The 17518-nt window shown below is 55.8% G+C and carries 19 protein-coding genes and 1 tRNA gene; 12 read left to right on the forward strand and 8 right to left on the reverse strand.

Annotated elements, in window-relative coordinates; genetic code table 11:
* Positions 1 to 31: 31 nt before the first annotated feature.
* The 4 genes from rpmA to ACR0EV_RS07925 all read right to left on the reverse strand — a co-directional run bounded on the left by rpmA (position 32) and on the right by ACR0EV_RS07925 (position 2779).
* On the reverse strand, positions 32 to 301 hold the full coding sequence (rpmA, locus tag ACR0EV_RS07910) for a 50S ribosomal protein L27 (protein ID WP_039535512.1): 270 nt from the start codon (positions 299 to 301) through the stop codon (positions 32 to 34).
* Between the two features lie 11 nt (positions 302 to 312).
* Positions 313 to 927: a 50S ribosomal protein L21 gene (locus ACR0EV_RS07915; protein ID WP_171183244.1), complete on the reverse strand. Its 615-nt coding sequence runs from the start codon at positions 925 to 927 to the stop codon at positions 313 to 315.
* Between the two features lie 209 nt (positions 928 to 1136).
* Positions 1137 to 1937, reverse strand: coding sequence for a DUF2059 domain-containing protein (locus ACR0EV_RS07920; protein ID WP_480799605.1), 801 nt, complete (start codon positions 1935 to 1937; stop codon positions 1137 to 1139).
* Positions 1937 to 2779, reverse strand: coding sequence for a DUF2059 domain-containing protein (locus tag ACR0EV_RS07925; protein ID WP_480799606.1), 843 nt, complete (start codon positions 2777 to 2779; stop codon positions 1937 to 1939). Before ACR0EV_RS07925 ends, ACR0EV_RS07920 begins: the two co-directional genes overlap by 1 nt.
* A gap of 123 nt (positions 2780 to 2902) precedes the next feature.
* Here ACR0EV_RS07925 and ACR0EV_RS07930 point away from each other — a divergent pair.
* The 9 genes from ACR0EV_RS07930 to ACR0EV_RS07970 all read left to right on the forward strand — a co-directional run bounded on the left by ACR0EV_RS07930 (position 2903) and on the right by ACR0EV_RS07970 (position 11646).
* A tRNA-Ser gene (locus tag ACR0EV_RS07930) sits at positions 2903 to 2992 on the forward strand.
* Positions 2993 to 3238: 246 nt separating this feature from the next.
* Complete coding sequence (locus ACR0EV_RS07935) at positions 3239 to 3763, forward strand: hypothetical protein (RefSeq protein WP_480799607.1); 525 nt, start codon at positions 3239 to 3241, stop codon at positions 3761 to 3763.
* A gap of 195 nt (positions 3764 to 3958) precedes the next feature.
* A complete protein-coding gene (locus ACR0EV_RS07940) occupies positions 3959 to 4987 on the forward strand; it encodes an alcohol dehydrogenase catalytic domain-containing protein (protein WP_480799608.1) in 1029 nt (342 codons plus the stop codon).
* 73 nt (positions 4988 to 5060) lie between these two features.
* The gene (locus ACR0EV_RS07945) at positions 5061 to 5936 is read left to right on the forward strand and encodes a branched-chain amino acid ABC transporter permease (protein WP_480799609.1); all 876 of its coding nucleotides are present in this window, start codon (positions 5061 to 5063) and stop codon (positions 5934 to 5936) included.
* A gap of 3 nt (positions 5937 to 5939) precedes the next feature.
* Complete coding sequence (locus ACR0EV_RS07950; protein WP_480799610.1) at positions 5940 to 7037, forward strand: branched-chain amino acid ABC transporter permease; 1098 nt, start codon at positions 5940 to 5942, stop codon at positions 7035 to 7037.
* Entirely contained in the window at positions 7034 to 7798 is a 765-nt protein-coding gene (locus tag ACR0EV_RS07955) for an ABC transporter ATP-binding protein (RefSeq protein WP_480799611.1), read from the forward strand. The genes ACR0EV_RS07950 and ACR0EV_RS07955 overlap by 4 nt, the downstream gene beginning before the upstream one ends.
* Positions 7795 to 8568, forward strand: coding sequence for an ABC transporter ATP-binding protein (locus ACR0EV_RS07960; RefSeq protein ID WP_480799612.1), 774 nt, complete (start codon positions 7795 to 7797; stop codon positions 8566 to 8568). Before ACR0EV_RS07955 ends, ACR0EV_RS07960 begins: the two co-directional genes overlap by 4 nt.
* A gap of 5 nt (positions 8569 to 8573) precedes the next feature.
* A complete protein-coding gene (locus tag ACR0EV_RS07965) occupies positions 8574 to 10460 on the forward strand; it encodes an AMP-dependent synthetase/ligase (RefSeq protein ID WP_480799613.1) in 1887 nt (628 codons plus the stop codon).
* 25 nt (positions 10461 to 10485) lie between these two features.
* Entirely contained in the window at positions 10486 to 11646 is a 1161-nt protein-coding gene (locus ACR0EV_RS07970) for an ABC transporter substrate-binding protein (protein WP_480799614.1), read from the forward strand.
* Between the two features lie 66 nt (positions 11647 to 11712).
* Here the strand turns inward: ACR0EV_RS07970 and rpsI are convergent, their stop codons facing one another.
* The 3 genes from rpsI to ACR0EV_RS07985 form a co-directional block, all read right to left on the reverse strand.
* Positions 11713 to 12198, reverse strand: a complete 486-nt coding sequence (gene rpsI / locus ACR0EV_RS07975; protein WP_171090107.1) for a 30S ribosomal protein S9 — start codon at positions 12196 to 12198, stop codon at positions 11713 to 11715.
* 6 nt (positions 12199 to 12204) lie between these two features.
* Entirely contained in the window at positions 12205 to 12663 is a 459-nt protein-coding gene (gene rplM, locus ACR0EV_RS07980; protein ID WP_480799615.1) for a 50S ribosomal protein L13, read from the reverse strand.
* Positions 12664 to 12825: 162 nt separating this feature from the next.
* Positions 12826 to 14229: an aminotransferase-like domain-containing protein gene (locus ACR0EV_RS07985; RefSeq protein WP_480799616.1), complete on the reverse strand. Its 1404-nt coding sequence runs from the start codon at positions 14227 to 14229 to the stop codon at positions 12826 to 12828.
* A 99-nt stretch (positions 14230 to 14328) separates the two neighbouring features.
* On the opposite strand from ACR0EV_RS07985, the gene ACR0EV_RS07990 reads away from it, so the two are divergent.
* Positions 14329 to 14556 carry a DUF1127 domain-containing protein gene (locus ACR0EV_RS07990; RefSeq protein ID WP_480799617.1) on the forward strand — a complete coding sequence of 76 codons (228 nt, stop codon included), beginning with the start codon at positions 14329 to 14331 and terminating at the stop codon, positions 14554 to 14556.
* A gap of 61 nt (positions 14557 to 14617) precedes the next feature.
* Here the strand turns inward: ACR0EV_RS07990 and ACR0EV_RS07995 are convergent, their stop codons facing one another.
* Positions 14618 to 15061 carry a PaaI family thioesterase gene (locus ACR0EV_RS07995; RefSeq protein WP_480799618.1) on the reverse strand — a complete coding sequence of 148 codons (444 nt, stop codon included), beginning with the start codon at positions 15059 to 15061 and terminating at the stop codon, positions 14618 to 14620.
* Positions 15062 to 15119: 58 nt separating this feature from the next.
* Here ACR0EV_RS07995 and ACR0EV_RS08000 point away from each other — a divergent pair, with 58 nt between their 5' ends.
* Both ACR0EV_RS08000 and trmFO read left to right on the forward strand, forming a co-directional pair.
* Positions 15120 to 15905 carry an enoyl-CoA hydratase gene (locus tag ACR0EV_RS08000; protein WP_480799619.1) on the forward strand — a complete coding sequence of 262 codons (786 nt, stop codon included), beginning with the start codon at positions 15120 to 15122 and terminating at the stop codon, positions 15903 to 15905.
* A 256-nt stretch (positions 15906 to 16161) separates the two neighbouring features.
* Positions 16162 to 17502 carry a methylenetetrahydrofolate--tRNA-(uracil(54)-C(5))-methyltransferase (FADH(2)-oxidizing) TrmFO gene (gene trmFO / locus ACR0EV_RS08005; protein ID WP_480799620.1) on the forward strand — a complete coding sequence of 447 codons (1341 nt, stop codon included), beginning with the start codon at positions 16162 to 16164 and terminating at the stop codon, positions 17500 to 17502.
* Positions 17503 to 17518 lie beyond the last annotated feature (16 nt).

A 17518-nucleotide genomic window follows, 5' to 3' on the forward strand; every position in this document is an offset into this window, starting at 1 on the left:
TGAATTTTTTATTAACCTTCTGGGTCTCGGCTTACTCTGCGGCCTCCGCCACTGGCAGGACCGAAATGAAGGTGCGGTTTTTGAGTCCCTTGTGGAACTTTACGGCGCCATCGGTGGTTGCAAAGATGGTGTGATCTTTGCCCATGCCTACGCCTTCGCCCGGCCAGAACTTGGTGCCGCGCTGACGTACGATGATGTTGCCTGCGATGGCTGCCTGGCCACCATACAGTTTCACGCCAAGGCGGCGACCAGCTGAGTCGCGACCGTTACGGGAGGAACCGCCAGCTTTTTTATGTGCCATTCTCTCTCTCCTTAGCCCTGAGCCAGCTCTTTGGCTTGCTCAACCCATTCGGGTTTCACTTTGATGGTGTCGATAGCAGCAATCTGCTCGTCCGACAAGGCGGCCAGAGCGGCAAAGCTCTCGATACCGGCCTCAACCAGCTTTTTGGCAGCGGCAGGGCCGACACCGTTCAGCTTGGTCAGATCGTCAGCGGCAGCAGCAGCGGCGGGTGCCTCTGCTTTGGCTTCAGCTTTCTTGGCAGGCTTTGCAGCAGGTGCCGCTTCGCCAGCCGGAGCCGATCCGGTTGCAGCTTTGATGCCCGACTTGTCAGCGCCCGACGAAAGGATGTCGGTGATCTTGACCAGAGTCAGCTTTTGACGGTGGCCAACGGTACGCTTCGAGCTGTGCTTACGACGGCGTTTGACGAACTTGATGACCTTGTCACCTTTGATCTGTTCGATCACTTCGGCCTGTACGCCTGCGCCTTCAACGAAAGGTGCACCAACAACCGGAGCGTCGCCGCCCAGCATCAGAACATCGTTGAATTGAACTTTTTCACCTGCATCGGCAGCCAGTTTTTCAACGCGGAGGATATCGCCCGCCTGAACCTTGTACTGCTTGCCGCCAGTCTTGAGGACCGCAAACATGCGTCTTTCCTTTTCATACCCGCGTTCTGTGGTCCCCTTCCGGGCGTTACTGGCTTAAGCCACCTCGAACAGCGCGCCCTTTTCGGGCTGTGTGACAGACCCTTTCGACGTATCTTCAGGGTCAAATAATAACGAGACCCGGCGCGGATTACCGGCCGGGATGCGCGCTTATCCATAGATTGCAGAAGAAAGTCAACACCAAAGCAGCCTCAAAGGTCAGACGCCCTGAGGGCACGGGCAACCGCTTGTCCCAACTGATAGGAAATATCGTTGAACATACGATCAAACCCGTCAAACAACGCATCGTTCAACGCTTGTCCGGTATCCGTTCTGGAAAAAGCGATATTTTCTCGCATTTGTGCTTCGTCCAACGGGCGATAGGCCAGCAACAAAAAGGCATAGAGCCACGCTTCGGTGTCCGCTGTTCTGCTGTCCTTCTGCGACAAAAGTTCTGCCAGCAAGTCCTGAGTGTCTGTTCTTGAATCCACATCCAGGCCTCGAAAAAAGTTATAATCTGACGTCAAAGACCCCTGAACGTTCTTTTCAACCAGATTGTTCGCTTCGATATATTCCTCAACCAAAGCAAACCGTGTGCTCGTGCGTGCGGATTCTTCAAACGCGTCGCGCGCCATATCTTCGATCGTCGGATCCGACATCGCCTGACGAGCCGAGTTTTCAAGTGTTATGATCGTTTGACCCAGATCACTCTCGAAAAACACGATGGCCTGATCAAGCTGCGCATCCGACATGCCGGTCTCGAACGCATCAGTCAGGTGATCCTGCATCCACGCTGGATCGTAGATGTCATTGACCTGTGCTTCGAAAAGCGCCCCACCGGTGTTGCTCAGCATGGTTTCATCAAGGTTTTTCCGGTGCTCTTGCCCTTCCTGCACCAGAATCTCCATCACGTCAGGCAGGTGCATGGCCTGAGCCAAGCGGTCTATCTTTTCATTCGCCAGCGCGGGAGCCCCCAAAAGGGCAAAGATCAGAACCTGAACGAACCGCTGCATCAAATATCCTGCGCGGGATGTAATTCAGCCATCCTGGAGGCAAGAACCTCGAACCGTCTGGCCATGATTTCGAATTGTATGACATTCAGAAGTTCGTAAACTTCCTGCATCAAGGGCTGTTCCAGTGCCTCGACATAGGCGTTCACATCTTCGTCCGAGAAATCCTTGTACGTGTAAGCTGCGCCGGCAAGGCTGGACAATTGAAGGGATTGACGCATCGCGGGCTCGTTTCTTCTCAAAAGCTCTCGCAAGGTTTCTGCATCCATTTGCAACTCGATGACGCCGGATGCGCTGGCCGCCAGCAGGAAGCGAAATTGTATCTCCTGCCATGCTCGAAGTGCTGTGTCGGTCGAATCGATGGCCGCACCCATTCGCTTGAAGCTTTCGACCCTTTGCGACCCTTCTTTGATCAGGTCCGAGATGATCTGCTGGCCTTCAAATTGCTTGGCTTCATTGTCTGCGTTCATATGAGACGCATTTTCAACTTCGACCAAACGCTGTCCCAGATCGGACGCATAGAACTCAACTGCATGTGCCAATGCCTCATCGCTCAGCGTTTCCTCAAGAATGGAAACAGCCGTTTGGTGCATGGCCTCGACGTCAAATACCTCATCCGTCAGACGTGCCCAGTCCGATCCGAACCCGTCAGGGTCGATGCCCAGCATCTGCGGCGCGGACCGAGAACTCAGCGCTATGCTTTCAAGCGCAACATCAAATCCGGTTGTAATCAAAAAAGCCTCGATCCGGTCGCGGTTAGACGCCAACAAAGGCGCGGCAGTCAGAACAAACGCCAATAGTGGTGCCAAAAACAGAAAAACAGAGCGGTGTGCGGGCTGTGTCATAGTATTCAGAGTAGGTGTTTTCCGTCCGCTGGCAATGGAAAAACCCGGCTTTGACCAATTCTGGAATTTTCTGCTTGCACCCCTGCCCGTTCCTCACTAAATCCCCCCCTCACAGACCCCCGCGGAGAGGTGCCGGAGTGGTCGAACGGGGCGGTCTCGAAAACCGTTGTGGGTGCAAGCCCACCCAGGGTTCGAATCCCTGTCTCTCCGCCACTATCCCAATTGGCTATACAAACCGGGCACAGCGAGTATTTGCGTTAGCGCGCGACATCAATGGCGGATCACTGCGCAGTCCAGAAGGGTATGTCCCGAAAGCAGCGTGATTTTGCCGGGTGCAATACGCCCGATCAGCACAGCCCGGCTCAAACCTCTGTTTTGCCGAGACTTCACAAGATTTCCCCTTTGTCATTGCGCTAGTTTTGGATCATCCCTGCGACGCAAATTCCAAAGGAGATTCACATGTCGCGTACTTTAATTTTGATACTGGCTCTCGCCGCAATCGGCGTTGGCGGATATTATTACCTGAACCAACCGGAAACAACTCCGGCAGAACGTTTGCAGTCAGCGGCCGAAGACGCCGGTGACGCGTTGGCCGATGCAGCCACCGCGGCACAAGACGCCGCATCCGACGCAGTTGACGCCGCCACAGAACAGGCCTCGGAAGCGGCTTCATCATTGACTGAACAGGCGTCCGAGGCGGCATCTTCCGTCGCCGATCAAGCATCAGACGCCGCACAGCAGGCAGGCGATCAGGTCGCTGCTTTGGCTGGTCAGGGGCAAGAGCTGCTGAACTCCTGGATCCAGGAAGGCAAGCTGAACCCTGCAAATTTCGACTATGACGGCATCATGACGTCTCTGGAAGAAAGCACATTGGCTGCGGACTTGAAAGAACAAGCAATTCAGATCGTAAACGACATCAAAGAATCGCCGGAAACGATCGCTCAGAAAATCCAGGAACTGACCAACCTTTTGACCCAACAATAAAATACTTGGGGCTGCCCTTATGGGTAAGCCCCCCCCTTGGGCGCATTCTGGGTGCCCCCACGTTATTTCGGCATTGAATTGACGCCTTAAGCGGCTTTTGATTGGCTGATTCTGACTCCCTACCCGCGCCATGCTTTCTTGAGCATTTTGTTTCGATACGGCGCGTGTCACTCCAATTTAATCAAGGATGACCAAATGACAGATTTGCCGCACACCATGTTTGCCACCATTTTGAAACATGACGGATATTCCGGCACTTCCAGCGGGCCGGTGATTACGGATGCTGCCGAATGGCTTGAACCCGCGGAAGTGCCTGTACCACAACCCGGTCCGGGTCAGGTTCTGATCAAACTGCGCACTGCATCGGTCAATCCATCCGACCTGCATTTCATTAAAGGTGAGTATGGCCAACCTCGTGTAAAGGGATCCCCTGCCGGTTTCGAAGGTTGCGGTGATGTTTTAGCCACCGGCAAAGGTGCCGAAGCCCTTCAAGGTCAGCGCGTTGCATTTGTCGCTGCCGGGTCCGGTGCGTGGGCTGAATATGTCGTCACGCAGATGCAGATGTGTATCCCCCTGAGGCCGGATATTTCAGACGACGACGGGGCCGCGCAAATCGTCAATCCGCTGACCGCGATGGCGATGGTGGACATGGCCAAGGCCGACGGCGACGCGTTTGTCGTGTCCGCTGCAACCAGCCAGCTCGGAAAGCTCATGTGCAGCCTTGGCCGCGATCTCGGGCTGAAACCCATTGCGCTCGTGCGGCGCGCTGAGACTGTTGAGGCATTGAAGAAACTCGGCGCTGCCGAAGTCCTGGTGACGACAGATTCAGATGTCGTTGAGCAATTCGCCGGACTGATCGCGTCCATGAAGCCGCGCATCTTTCTTGACGCCGTAACTGACCAACTGTCGGAACAATTGTTCTGCGCCATGCCAAACCGTGCGCGCTGGATCACCTATGGCAAGCTTTCAACCGAAGCGCCGACCCTGACCCAGACCGGTCAATTGATCTTTATGGGCAAGCGGATCGAAGGCTTCTGGCTGACACAATGGATGATGTCGACGCCACCGGCGGATCAGATGCGAGTGGTGGCCGAGGTTCAGGCGCGTTTCGCGGACGGGCGCTGGAAAACGGATGTTTCTGAACACCTTACGCTCAGAAATTTGGTGCCAAATCTGGCCGATGCGCTGAAAAAGAGTGACGGAAAGGTGATAATCACGCCATAGTAGAAGAACCGTACGCACCCTGAGGCTCTGCGTGAGGCTGACGGCATCGGTTGGTCGTTGGAGGGAGGACAGTTTGGATAACGCACAGCTGCTGATCAGCGGACTGGCAAATGGTTGCGTCTATGGCCTGATCGCACTTGGCTTTGTTCTGATCTACAAGGCGACCGAAGCAGTGAATTTCGCGCAAGGCGATTTCATGATGCTGGGGGCCTTTGTGACCATCGGCCTGACAAATACCGAGTATATGGGTCTGCCCTTCTGGATGGCCCTGCCGATCTCACTGGGGATTATGGGTGCTCTGGGCTATTTGCTGGATCGGCTGATTGTCCGGCGATTGTTCGGTGAAAGCCAAACCGCTGTGGTGATACTGACCATCGCTTTGGGGTTCGTGATCCGCTTTGTGGCAGGGCTGATTTGGGGGCACGAGCCTCAAACGCTGCAAAACCCGCTTGCAGGGAAAGAGGTCCGCTTTGGCGGTCTGGTACTGGGGATGGAGGATGTGGCAGTGATTGTCGTCACGATCCTTCTGACCGGGGCGCTTTATGTCTTCTTCAGCCGCACCAAACTCGGTCTTGCGATGCAAGGCGCGTCACAAAACCAGTTGGCAGCTTACTACATGGGCATTCCGGTCAAACGCGTTCAGGGTTTTATCTGGGCACTGGCCGGCGTTGTCGCCGGTATCGCCGGTATCCTGTTCGCAGCCAAAGGCGCGGTAGATCCAACCACAGGCTTGCTGGGCATCAAGGCATTTGCAGCGGCTGTAATCGGTGGATTTGGCAGCCTGCCCGGTGCTCTGGCCGGAGGGCTTATAGTTGGCGTGATCGAACCTTTTGCCAGCCGATACATCGCCGCTGGCTACAGCCAGGTCGCGCCTTATGCCCTGCTGTTGGCCGTGCTGATTTTCCGACCCAACGGGCTGTTCAGCCAGGTTCGGGTCAAAAAGGTCTGAGCCATGCGGATTGTGTTCAAAACCAATTACATGCAGGACATCAGGCCTTGGAAAGACCGGTATCAGCTGTGTCTGTATCTGATCCTTCTGGCCGTCGTTGCAGCAGCCCCCTTGTGGTTGGACGCATTCTATCTGGGTGAACTGACAAACGTTCTGATCTGGGCCATCGCCGGTCTGGGCCTGATGATCCTGACCGGGCATACCGGGCAAGTCAGTCTGGGACACGCTGCCTTTCTGGCTTTTGGCTGCTATGCCAACGTCGCCCTGATCGAAGCAGGGGTTCCTTTTCTGATCGCTTTCCCACTGGCAGGAATACTGACCGGCATCGTAGGTGTGACGGTCGCCATCCCTGCCCTGCGGCTGCATGGGATTTACTTAGCCATCTTCACCATGGCCCTTTCGATCCTGATGGACGACATAATCGTCCTGTCCGAACCCATCACCGGAGGTGTCGCTGGCAAGTATATCGGCGGGGTCGAGATCTTTGGCCATCTGGTTGACCGGTGGGGTACGCCGGATCAGTTCTTCTGGCTGGTTCTGACCGTCGCTGTCCTTGTGACTTTGGGCTATATCAACCTGCTGCGCGCGCCTTTAGGGCGCAGCTTTATCGCTGTACGCGACTCTGAGGTATCAGCGCAGGCGATGGGCATCGACATTGCGCGGACCAAGATGATCTCATTCGCTTTGTCCTGTGCTGTGACGGGCTGGGCCGGGGCGTTGATGGGGCTGTTTGCCGGTGCCTTCAACAACGAAACCTTCAGTGTTCTGATCTCAATCCAATTGCTGATGATGATCGTGATCGGCGGTCTCGGGTCAATTCACGGAGCATTTTTGGGCGCGATCGTGATCGGGTTCCTGCCTCAGTTCCTGTCAATATCAAAGGAATATGTCGGAGCATTGTTCGGCGGCAACACAGTCGCCATTCCAGGACTGGAATTTGGCATCTTTGGCATGATCCTGATCGTCTTCATCCTGTTCGAACCCATGGGGCTTTATGGCCGCTGGCTCAAGATCCGCACATGGTTCGAGCTGTTCCCCTTCTACCGCAAGGACATGTTCAAACGGCAAAAATCTTATCTGAAGACGGAGCGTCTAAGATGAGTCTGCTGGAATTTGAAAATGTAACCCTAAAGTTCGGTGGTCTCACTGCGGTTGATAACCTCTCGTTCGAAGTGCTGGAGGGCGAGGTCTTTGCCATCGTCGGCCCAAACGGTGCTGGTAAATCGACCGTTTTCAACCTGATCTCGCGGTTCTACGAGCCCTACGCCGGGTCGATTCGGTTCGACGGTCATGATCTGCTGCGCGTTAAACCCTCGGGCGTTGCAGCGTATGGCGTAGCGCGGACGTTTCAGAACATCGAACTTTTCGAACACGCAACCGTTCTGCAAAACCTTCTGGTTGGGCGGCATCGGCATCGACAAACAAATCTGCTGTCTGAGCTGTTGTTCCTTCCGTCTGCCCGACGGCAGGAAATCGAAAACCGCGAGAAGGTTGAAGAGATCATCGATTTCCTCGATCTTCAGGCGTATCGCGACAAGATGATCGCAGGGCTGCCCTATGGCGTGCGAAAGGTGGTTGAGGTCGCGCGCGCTTTGGCAACTGATCCCAAACTGCTGTTGTTGGACGAACCGGCCTCGGGCCTGTCGGTCGAAGAAACCAGTGACATGCGATGGTGGATCGATGACATCCGGCGTCAGATGGGCATCACCGTGCTGATGGTGGAACATGACATGGGCTTGGTCTCGGGCGTGTCAGATCGGGTTTTGGCCATGGCCGACGGCGCTGAACTGGCACTGGGCTCTCCGGCACAAGTGCAGGCTCACCCGGCCGTAATCGAAGCGTATCTGGGGAAGGCTTCATGACCGAGCCGATCCTGAGAATACGCAATGTCGAAAGCTTTTATGGCCCCATCATGGCCATTCGCGGGGTGTCATTGGATGTTCACGAGGGGCAGATCGTCTCGATCCTCGGGGCCAATGGCGCGGGAAAGACGACGCTGATGAAGACCGTTTCGGGCGTGATGGACCCAGAAAAGGGACAAATCACCTTTGATGGTGAAGACATTCAGGGGGCCGAACCACATAAGGTCGTGCAACGCGGGATTGTGCATATCCCCGAAGGGCGCGAGGTTTTTCCCCTTCTGACTGTTGATGAGAACCTCAGCCTTGGTGCCTATTCCCGCAAGGACAAAGACCAGATCGAACAGGATCGTGAGCTGGTCTTCAGTTACTTCCCGGTTCTCAAAGATCGACGCGGACAAGAAGCTGGCACGCTGTCAGGCGGTCAGCAGCAAATGTTGGCCATCGGGCGTGGGCTAATGGCCCGTCCCCGCATCATGTTGCTGGATGAACCTTCGCTGGGCCTGTCGCCAATGCTGGTGCAAGAGATTTTCGAGATTCTCAGACGTCTCAACCAAGAACAGCAGATGACCATGATGCTGGTCGAACAAAACGCTCATGCGGCACTGGATCTGGCCCATCATGGCTATGTGATGGAGGTTGGACGCATCGTTATGGACGGCAGCGCCGAGGCTCTGCTGAAGTCCGAGGACATCCAAAACTTCTATCTTGGTGTGCGTGAAGACGGCGCGCGGGAAAACCGCCGTTGGAAACGAAAAAAGACGTGGAGGTAAGACGGATGGACGCCAGCCCCCTGCCCCCGCAGACCACAATCAATGGCGTGCGCTTTAATGCGACGACGGGTCAAAGGCCGTTGCGGGTGGACGACTGCATCACCGTCAGCGAGCTGTTTCAACACCGCTGCGCCGAGTTGGGCGAACGCACCGCGCACCGGGAAAAAGATCTGGGCATTTGGAAATCCTATTCCTGGGCCGATTACTGGCAACACGCCAAATGGATCGGTCTAGCACTACGGAAACTGGGGCTGGAGCGTGGCGATGTGGTCTCGATCCTGTCCGAAGACCGCAAGGAATGGGCTTGGTTCGACATGGGTATTCAGGGCGTCGGGGGAATAGCCTCGGGCGTTTACACCACCGACTCTGCCAGTCAGTTGCGATACCTGATCAATGACAGTGGCAGCAAATTCCTGATTGTCGAAGATGAAGAGCATCTGGACAAGTTTCTGGAAATCGAGGCCGAAGTTCCGGACCTGATCAAAGTGATCATTCTGGAAGACGAAGGCCTGCACGATCTCAAGCACCCACGCTGTATGATGATCAACGACCTCTACGCTCTTGGCCAAGATGCTGAGGCAGCCGATCCCGGGCGGTTCGAAGCCGAAATCGCACAGGCGAAACCACAGGATACTGCGCTGCTTGTCTATACCTCAGGCACCACTGGACAGCCCAAGGGCGCGATGCTGAGTCACGAGAATATCCTGGCCGCCATTGAATCCGGCGCGCGGGCCTTGCCGGTTTTGGCCAGTGATGAGCAGCTTTGCTTTCTGCCGCTGTGCCATATTCTGGAACGGGACGTGTCGGTCTATTTCCCGCTGGCGGCACGGTGCACGGTGAATTTCGCGGAAAGCCCGGAAACCGTCTTTGCAAACCTGCAAGAGGTCTCGCCATCGACCTTCACGGCAGTGCCCCGAGTTTGGGAAAAGATTTATGCGCATGTGCAGATCCTAACGCAGGAAGCCACGCCCTTGGGTCGCGCGGCCTTTGGGATGGCCTTGAAAGCGGGCGCGCGTCGCGCCGAATACGTGACCAATGGAAAACCTGTTCCCGTTGGTATCGCTGCCCAATTCTGGATTTGGGACCAGCTGGTTCTGAAGAACCTGCGCCGTATGCTGGGCATGGATAAACTGCGTCGGGGCGGCACGGGTGCTGCTCCGATTTCGACGGACCTGCTGAATTGGTACTGGGCCATCGGCGTGCCTTTGGTCGAAGGCTTCGGGATGACTGAAACTGCGGGGCTGGCCACGCTCAATACCATTGAAAGCAACCGGATCGGGACCATCGGTCAAGTCGTCGAAGGCTGCGATGTCCGCATCTCAGAAGACAGTGAAATCCAGCTGAAAGGCATGAACATCTTTCAGGGATATTGGCGCAATAACGCCAAGACGGCTGAGACATTTACCGCAGACGGCTGGCTGCGGACGGGGGATATGGGACATATCGACCAGGACGGTTACGTCACCATCACGGGTCGTCTGAAAGACATTATCATTACAGCCGGCGGTAAGAACATTGCCCCGGCTGAGATCGAAAGCCAGTTGAAATTCAGTCACTATATTTCTGACGCGATCCTGATTGGCGACAGGCGCAAGTACCTTACGGCTCTGATCATGATCGATCAGGAAAATGTCGAGAAATTTGCACAAGACCGCAAAATCCCGTTTTCTAATTTCGCCTCACTCTGTGCCGCGCCCGAGATCCACGATTTGATCAGTGCCGAAGTTGCAGCCGTAAACGCAGAATTCGCGCGGGTCGAGCAGATCAAGGATTTCCGACTGATCGACGTGCTTTTGACCGCTGAAGACGATGAACTGACCGCCACGATGAAGCTGAAACGGGGTTTGGTAGAAAAGAAACACGGACATCTGATTCAAGACATGTACAGTTAGACAAGGGAATTTCGGGAGGAGAGAAATGAGAAAGTCATTCAAACTATTGGCTGTCGCCACGGCCTTGACCGTCTCGGCGACCATGGGTTTGGCGCAAACCCAAGGCGTCACCGACGATGAAATCGTCATCGGGTCGGTCAACGATCTGAGTGGTATCTTCGCAGCCGTGGGCGTTCCGGCCACCAAAGGCGCAAATGTCGTGTTTGACAGGGTCAATGCAGCCGGAGGCGTACATGGGCGACAAATTCGCTATGTCGTCGAAGACAATGGCTATCAGATGCCGCGTGCGATGCAGGGCTACAACAAACTGCTGAACCGGGACAAAGTGTTTGCGATGCTGCAATCGCTGGGCACGCCGATGAACATGGCAGGCTTCAAGCTGCTGGATCCAAAGGGAATTCCCAACGTTGCCCCTCTGACAGCCGCGCGGCAGATGTTGCAAGAGCCGATGCGCAACAAGTTCACCTCGTTCTCGACTTACTATGATCAAGCCCGCATTGGCGTGAAATACCTTGCCGGTGAATTTGGGTCGCAAACCGTTTGCAGCATGTACCTGCCCACCGATTTCGGCGAAGAAATTCTGGAAGGCAGCAAGGTCGGGGCTGAAGAGGCCGGGATCACATTTGGATCCGAGACCACGCATAAGCCAGACGAGACCGATTTCGTGGGCTCGCTCAGCAAACTCAAGGAAGAAGGTTGTGACATTGTCACGATGGCGCTGGGCGTTCGTCAGGCCATCACGGTGGTGGGTACTGCCAAGAAGATGGGCCTGACGGATATGAAATTCCTGGGCACTTCGGCCAGTTTCCTGACCGTCGTGGCACAGGTTCCCGGGGGCGTGACCGACGGCTTTTATGCCGCCGCCTCGTGGCAGGATCTGTGGGCCCGCGCCGATGAGCCCGCCCCCGCCGCGTTCATAGAAGAATACAAGGCCGCCACAGGCGAAGATCCGGTAGGGTTTGCGATGCTGGGCTATTCCGCGGCCGAAATGATGGTCAAAGCGCTCGAAGCCGCGGGCCCGGATCTGACCCATGACAGTTTCATCGCAGCCATGGAGTCGCTGGACTATCAAGATGATCTGGTCGGCAACCACATCACCTACGGGCCGGATGATCACCAGGGCGCGGATACCGTGTTCGTCAATGTCGTTGAAAACGGCGCGTGGAAACTCGTCTACGAAGAATAAGACGCTGTAAATGAAACGAAAAAGGGCTCGCAAGTGCGAGCCCTTTCTTTTTGATCGTCCCGGCGATTAACGCTTCGAGAACTGGAACGAACGGCGGGCTTTGCGCTTACCGAATTTCTTACGTTCCACAACACGGCTGTCGCGGGTCAGGAAGCCTGCGGCTTTCAGTGCGCCACGCAGGTTCGGGTCGTACAGTTGCAGCGCTTTCGAGATGCCGTGCTTGACTGCACCGGCCTGACCGGTCAGGCCACCGCCTTTGACGGTTGCGACAACGTCGAATTCGCCTTCAACACCAGCAACCTGGAACGGCTGGCGCAGGATCAGCTGCAGAACCGGACGCGCGAAATACTTGTCCTGGTCTTTACCGTTCACGGTGACCTTGCCGGAACCCGGCTTGATCCAAACGCGGGCAACAGCGTCTTTACGCTTACCGGTGGCGTAGGAGCGGCCCAGCTCGTCGCGTACGGGTTCACGCACGATGACTTCTTCGGCCACGGTTTCAACGCCTGCGACGGCGCTCAGCTCTTCGAGAGTATTGATCTGATCAGCCATCGGTCATTAGCTCCGGGTGTTTTTCTTGTTCATGGACTTAACGTCCAGAGCTTCGGGGGCCTGGGCTTCGTGCGGGTGCTCGGCACCGGCATAAACACGCAGGTTGGTCATTTGCTGACGCGACAGACGGTTGCCCGGCAGCATGCGCTTAACCGCTTGGGTCACGACGCGCTCGGGGTGTGCACCTTCCAGAATCTGCTGTTTGGTGCGCGACTTGATGCCGCCCGGGTGCCCAGTGTGCCAGTAGAAGTTTTCTTCGCGCTTCTTGCCGGTCATCTGGATTTTGTCAGCGTTGATCACGATAACATTGTCGCCCATGTCCATGTTTGGTGTGAACGACGCTTTGTGCTTGCCACGCAGGCGCATGGCGACGATCGAGGCAAGACGGCCCAGAACAACGCCCTCGGCGTCGATCAGGATCCATTTCTTGTCGATGTCTGCAGGTGTTGCAGAAAAGGTTTTCATGGCAGGATAGTCCTGTTTGATGTGAAAGACCGCCCCAAGACAGAGCGGCCCGAATTCGATGGAGGGGTTCTATGGGGTGCTTGCGTACACGTCAAGCGCAGTAAAACAGTTTTTATTTATACAAAACAATATCTTATAAAATAGGTATTATTTTACCCCAATCTAAACACTGATTTGCTCGGGAGGATTGTCCAGTAACGCACGCAGCCGAAGCATTGCATCCTCGAACCGTTGCAATGAAACATGTCCGTTCATCGCAATGCGAACAGCATTTGGTGCACGGCCATCGCGCAGGGCGAATTCGTCCGCCGAACGCAATTGTATTCCTTCTCGCTCTGCCGCCCGACTGAAGGCCGCCGCCCGCCAGCCAGATGGCAGGTTCAGCCAGACAAAGGGTACATCTGGTGCCCACGTAAGGTCAAAACCACCCAGCGCATTCACCGTAACGCGCACATACTCGCCCATTCGGGAACGCACATCCTTGGCGATCTGCCGCGTTCGGGGATCAGACAAAAGCAACCGGGTGAGCTCTGCCAAAGGCTGCGCCAGCCCAAAATACCCGTATTCCGCTGAGCGCCTCAGATCCACACTTCGCTCTTTGGGCGCAATAGCAAACCCGACGCGTAGCGATGGTGTCAGCACTTTTGAGATTGATGACACATGCCAGCCTCGTTCCGGGGCCAAAGCACGATAACTGGGCTCCTTGGCCTCACCCATGCGGTAACAATCATCTTCAACGATCTGCACGTCAAATTTCCGCGCGACTTCAACAACCTCTTTGCGCCGTTCGAGTGGAGTGTGCAGTGCGGTCGGGTTCTGCACCTCGGGTGAAACGCAAATCGCCTGCGCGGGTGTCTGCCGCAAAACATGTTCCATCGCAGTGGGATCGATACCCCACTTGTCCATGCGAATGCCGACCACTTCGGCCCGCATCAATTCACCGGCGCGGCGAAAGCCCGCGTAGGACAGGTCTTCGACCAAGACGACCGGCTTGGGACCTTGGAGAATGCTCTGAAAGACAAGACACAATCCGTTCTGACCGCCATGAGTCAAAACGATGTCGTCATCCGTCAGCGGACCCAACGGCAAATCAGACAACCAGTCGACAACGGCCTGGCGCATGGGTTTATAGGCATCTCGGGTTGGATAGTTCATAAACAAAGCCGGATCCGACTGCGCGACTTTTTGCAAACACTCCCGTATCAATGACACCTGCCCCATATCCGCCAATCGTGGACTGAACAGGCTAACGTGATTGGCGTTCTGCGCTTCTGCCAAATGCAGCTGGCGCGACCAGACATCATCCAGAATCGGCGATTTCGGTGGGGCCACGAATGTACCACGCCCGACCTCAGCTTGTAGCAAGCCTTCATCCGTCAAAATCGTATAGGCGCGTGCAACCGTACCTGGTGTGATCTGCAATCGATACGCCAACTCACGCACCGGAGGGAGCTTTGTTCCGATATCTAACGCTTTGCTCTCAATGGCTTTCCGTATTGTATCGGCAACCAGAGTGTACTTTGGCCCCTTGGCTTTCGGTAACGCTTCCGGCCAAATTGTATCCATTACAATTCTTCCTTTGCTTTCGACACAATATTGAATGTATCAATCTCTTGTACCGAACATTACTGCTTTGTGTCAATACAATTTGAAAGGATATCTGAGATGACACGCACAATGCACAACCCCGCCCTTATGCTGCTGAACACCAGCCCCCGGCTGCCGCTGATCGCCGCGCTGGCCGTGCGGTTTGCGGCTGCGGTCACTCAATGGGAACGCCGCCGCCGCAGTCGCGTCAATTTGGGAAATCTGGATGACAGGCTGCTGAAAGATGTTGGTCTCACCCGCATGCAGGCGGACCGTGAAGTGAAACGCTACTTCTGGCAGATCTGAATAATCCCCAGTCCCAATTATTGGGACCTCTTCCTGGGCCGGGGCCAGTCCCCGGCCTTTTTTAACCGAACCGCGCCGCGGCCGAGCCTGCCGGTGGAATGGAATACGTCATGGCGGCCCGCGCAACTGGCTCGTCCATGCCTTCGGAAAAGATCAGCACATCGCCGACCGCCAATGATCGACCAAGTTTGAGCAATCGGCACGTTGCAATCAGATCGGCGCCACCTGCAGGTTTGCGAAGAAAATCCAATGAACTGTTGGTCGTCACCGCCAAAGATTGCCGCCCCACTCGCGCCAAAATCAATGCATAAACACTGACGTCGGCCAAACCGAACATGGCCGGGCCTGAAACCGTACCTCCGGGGCGCAGGTGCCGATCCTGCACCACAAGCCGCATTGTAATGTTTTCTTCGGCCAATTCTTCGACAACGAAATCCTTATGCACCTGGGGAAACACCTCTTTTAGGTATTGCGACAGTTCATCCCGGTTCATTGCCAAAGCCATACTTTCCCTCCTGCTCTTCCCGACCTAGAGTTGGCCCAACTTGGGATCGGAGGGCAAGATGGCAATTCTGGAACGTAACGACACTGGCGCGGTGGCACGGCTTACAATGACCGCGCCCGAACGCTTAAACGCGCTGAGCGAAGAGATGCTGACCGCGCTTCAGGATGAACTTGACGCTTTGCGCGATGACAAATCCATCCGCGCAGTAATCCTTTCAGGTGCTGGGAAAGCTTTCTGTGCCGGGCATGATTTGAAGCAAATGACAGCCGGACGTCAGTCTGAAGACGGGGGCAAAGCCTATTTCCAGGACTTGTTCGCGCGCTGCGCCCGGATGATGATGTCGATCCAATCGATACCTCAACCCGTTATCGCTCAGGTCCATGGCATTGCCACCGCCGCCGGGTGTCAGCTGGTTGCGACCTGCGACATGGCTGTTGCAGCCGAAGGTACGCGTTTTGGCGTGAACGGGGTCAATATCGGACTGTTCTGCTCGACTCCGATGGTGGCGCTCAGCCGTAACATTCCCAGAAAGCAGGCTTTCGAGATGCTGACGACGGGTGTGTTCATTTCGGCCGAAAGGGCCGCAGAGCTTGGGCTGATTAACCGCGTCGTCCCGGAATCGCAGCTTGAACACGAGGCCAATGCATTGGCTGAGCTTGTAGCCTCAAAGCTTGGCGTCGCCGTGAAAATCGGAAAAGAGGCGTTTTATCAACAGCTTCAGATGCCTCTGGATCAGGCCTACACCTATACCGGAGAGGTAATGGCGCAGAATATGTTGTACCGGGACACAGAAGAAGGCATTTCCGCCTTTATCGAAAAGCGCCCCCCAAATTGGACCCAATGAGGCAATTATTTTGCACATTTTTTGCCACTGTTTTGATTTTAGCACTTTTCAAAACGGCGACTCTGTGGCAAAGCTGGGTCGAGGCTAAGGCCTCAGGACACTTTTGGGTCGCCGTGGGCGGAAGGTCCCTCCAGCTGGTCTCTCTCACCAGCGCTGACATTCCCGCAGCGGCGACCCCAAGACCCCTCCTGTAAATTTAGCTATTTTGGCACCGCCCGAGTTGCGCCTGAATGTGGTCTGCCCTATGTGGCAGCGCATGACACAAGTTTTGCATATTGTAGGCGGCGGGATGGCCGGATCCGAAGCGGCTTGGCAAGCGGCGGAAATGGGCGTTGACGTGGTGATTCACGAGATGCGCCCCAAGGTTGGCACCTTTGCGCATCAGACCGGAAATCTGGCTGAAATGGTGTGCTCGAATTCGTTCCGATCAGATGATGACGAACAGAATGCAGTTGGCCTGCTGCATTGGGAAATGCGGGCGGCCAACGGGTTGATCATGACAACGGCCGATTCCCATCGCCTGCCCGCCGGAGGGGCGCTGGCAGTGGATCGTGACCCTTTTGCCGAAAGCGTCACCGCAAAACTCCGCGCCCATCCGCGTGTATCGGTCACGGATGAAGAAGTGGCCGCCCTGCCCGATGACGGCCAATGGATCTTTGCAACCGGCCCGCTGACATCGCCAGCGCTGGGTGAAGCGATCCGCACAGAAACAGGTGCCGAGGCGCTGGCGTTCTTTGATGCCATTGCGCCCATCGTTTATGCCGACAGCATCGACATGTCGAAAGCGTGGATGCAGTCGCGGTATGACAAAGGCGAGACCGAGGAAGAGCGCACGGCTTACCTGAACTGCCCGATGGACCGCGACCAGTATGAGGCGTTTATCGAAGCGCTTCTGGCTGCTGACAAAACAGAGTTCCATGAAGGGGAAACCGCCGGTTATTTTGACGGCTGCCTGCCCATCGAGGTCATGGCAGAACGCGGGCGCGAAACCCTGCGCCATGGTCCGATGAAGCCGGTTGGCCTGACCAACCCACACGCACCGGACGTCAAACCTCATGCCGTAGTGCAGTTGCGCCGCGATAATGCATTAGGCACCTTGTTCAACATCGTCGGTTTCCAGACCAAGATGAAATATGGTGCCCAGACCGACGTCTTCCGCATGATCCCCGGCCTAGAAAAAGCCAGTTTCGCCCGCTTAGGCGGCATTCACCGCAACACGTTCATCAACTCTCCCACATTGCTCGATGCGCAGATGAGGTTGAAATCCAAACCCAACATCCGGTTTGCCGGGCAGATCACCGGTGTTGAAGGCTATGTCGAAAGCGCGGCGATGGGGCTACTGGCCGGGCGTCTGGCCGCGGCTGAGATTCTGGGGCGTGACTTACCGGACGTCCCGCAGGACAGCGCAATGGGCGCTTTGATCCACCACATAACCGGCGGGGCCGAGGCCAAGACCTTTCAACCGATGAATGTGAATTTTGGTCTGTTCCGCCCTGTGGACGGCCTGAAGGGCGGACGGCGGGGTCGCAAGGACCGGTACAAAGCTTACACAGATAGGGCCAAGGCCGAATGGCAATCCTGGTTGGAGCACTGCTGACTGGACGCACAATGCT

This window comes from Ruegeria sp. CF8, from assembly GCF_056537285.1.